Raw genomic sequence first — 2,518 nt, forward strand, 5'->3', positions numbered from 1 at the left:
ACTTTCACCAGACTATACTATACACGCCGAACTGGCGCACAACCTAAGAACCCTCGGGGCGAAAGCCCCGTCAATCCGTTGAACCTTTTTCCCTCTGAACCAGCCCGCTCTGCGGGCCGAACCTGAGGCACCCAGGGGCGAAGACCCGACGGTGCCTCGAACCCTTTAAACCTGCTTGCTGTCGGGAATAAAGTATGTCTGATGTCTGCCGTCTGATAGTCTGACGTCTGATGGCCTCTGTGCTTTCGGGAATACGCCCCGGCGCCGCAAATCCGGCGGTAAGCGGATAGCGGACAGCTGTCCCGCCGTCCCACTGTCCCACTATTTCACCAATTCCCTGAACTCCGGCGCCATGACATGACCTTCCCCGTCCCAGGGAGCAAAGACTTCGTGATAGGGCACCCAGGGAGCCAGCTGGGCGGGAGTTCCTTTGGAACGAAGGCCGTCTTTTTCCAGCTGTTCTTTATAGGAGCTGCCGGCAGGCCTTCTTCTTTCCTTCATCACCGCTTTCGCGTCTACGGTGTATTCGCCGGTTTTGTCGTTTTTCAGGGTGATGTGGAGAATGCTGCCGGGAGCGGCGTAGTCCAGGGCGTACCGGGCCAGGTAGTTCATAGATGATACGTCGGCGCCGTTAATGGAAAGGATCCAGTCCCCTTTCTGCACGGCGGAAAGTTCCGGATGGGCGGCGGTGTCCACCGATTTCACCTTGGGGTGGGATTTGTTGAATCCTCCTTCCAGTTCGATGCCGTAGTCCGGATGGTTTTCCAGGTCATAATAGGCCTCTTCAACCGCCTGATAGCCCTGGTTCACGAATTCGTCCTTCACGCCGGTGAGGACGGTGCTGGAGTAATAGTAGCCGCCGAAGCCGGTGCTGTTTCTATACACATGGTTCTGCCAGAAATCCAGATCCACCCAGGTGCCTCCGTTTTCCGGATAGAAGGACACGTAGCCGTTGTAGGTGCTGCCGTAGTAGTCGTAGATGAATTCCGCCGCATAGGGATCTTCCCGCTGGTAGTAGCGGTAGTAGCCGTCGTAGGAAATGGGATTTCCCTTTTCATCCCGGTCATTCAAATGGTAGAGGAAGACCTGCTGCACTTCCTCCGGCCTTTCTCCCGGGAAATAGACACTATAGGCGGGGCCGTAGTTTGGCAGGGCGCCGGGCTCTTTGTCCATAAGGCTTACCTTGCCTGCCAGATTTTTGAAATCGTGGCCGAAGTTCTTCCCGTCTTCCTTTTTGGCTGTGAGCTTCCAGTCCTTGGGGAAAGCGCTCATGGTATCCACCAGATCCTTCGGCAGAGGGTACCAGAGGTCCATGCCCGTATAGGAAGCGGGGAAGGTGGTGTCCGGATTCTCCGGAAGGGGCGACAGGTTCCATTTCTTTTCCTTCCGGGCAAGGGTCACGTCATGGAAAAAGTTCTTTCCCCTTTCCCTGGAAAGATCCTGGATATGAAGATACCAGGTTTCCTCCCCCTGTCCATGCTGCACTTCCACCGTCATGCCACGACCCCAGACTTCCCGTCCGAAATCCACCAGCTTTCCGCCCTTGAGCACCGTACCCCGCACGGACACATCGGAATAGGATGCCCCCAGCCGGTTGGCGAAATCCGCCGCCCCTGCGGATAGGGGCAGAGCCATCATCAACGCCAGCGCCAGACCCGCTGCTTTCTTCATCATATATTCTCCTCCTTTGCTGCCGCTTTCATAGGGTTTGCTTTTAGTATATCATATGGGGGCCTCGGAGAGGCCCCGGGTTCAGAGGGTTCGGCCCGCCTTCGGCGGGCTGGTTCAGAGGGTTCAAGGGGGGAGGGGGCGCGGCTGACGCCGCAGGTTGTGGCCTGCTGACGCAGGCAGGTTGTGTAGAAAGGTTCTAAGGATTGACCGGCCCGTTAGGCCGGAGGGTTCTTAGGTTTGACGCCCGCTTTGCGGTCGAGGTTGTGGAGGCGCCCTATGGGCGCAATATAAAGTCAGGAGGTTGTGGATTGCCCTTCGGGCAATAAATTTTTAATGCCGCCTGTCGGCTGTGTGCCTTTGGCAATCTCCCCTCGCCACTGCATGGCCCTCTCCCGCCCCGGTGGGAAACGTGTCACTGGATTCTCAGTCGTCTATCGACTCCCTGCGAATCCAGTTCCCTTGCCACCTGACAAGCAGGGGGCGCAAGAAAGTATATAGGCGCTCGCCACCCACCCCTTAGACAGGGGTGGGCAAGGGCTTTACGCGCTGAACTTCCCGCCGGACACGGTCATTCTGAGCCGCAGGCGAAGAATCTCAGTGAATGCCGCCAATGGCTCATCTGCCTGTAAATACTAGTCGGCGGGAATTGGCCACTATCGTGGCCACCCCCTATCCGGCTGCGCCGGACTTCCCCCTATTCAGGGGGCAGAATAAACCTCTCTATGTTTCCCTTCGAAATCGTATGGTACCTGCCGCCCAATGGGCCTGCTGCCGCAGGCAGCATTTATACTTATCGCCGTCAGGCGATACCACAACCCTCAGCGGCAAAGCCGCTGTCAGTCGAGTA

Annotated in this window: 1 protein-coding gene; it reads right to left on the minus strand. The window is 57.3% G+C overall.

The genetic code is table 11. The features are described 5' to 3' along the window. Nucleotides 1-321: 321 nt before the first annotated feature. Nucleotides 322-1,674, minus strand: coding sequence for a hypothetical protein (locus tag Q0482_RS07630; RefSeq protein WP_299145195.1), 1,353 nt, complete (start codon nucleotides 1,672-1,674; stop codon nucleotides 322-324). Nucleotides 1,675-2,518: the final 844 nt, after the last annotated feature.

The organism is uncultured Dialister sp. (assembly GCF_937959425.1).
Taxonomy (GTDB): domain Bacteria; phylum Bacillota; class Negativicutes; order Veillonellales; family Dialisteraceae; genus Dialister.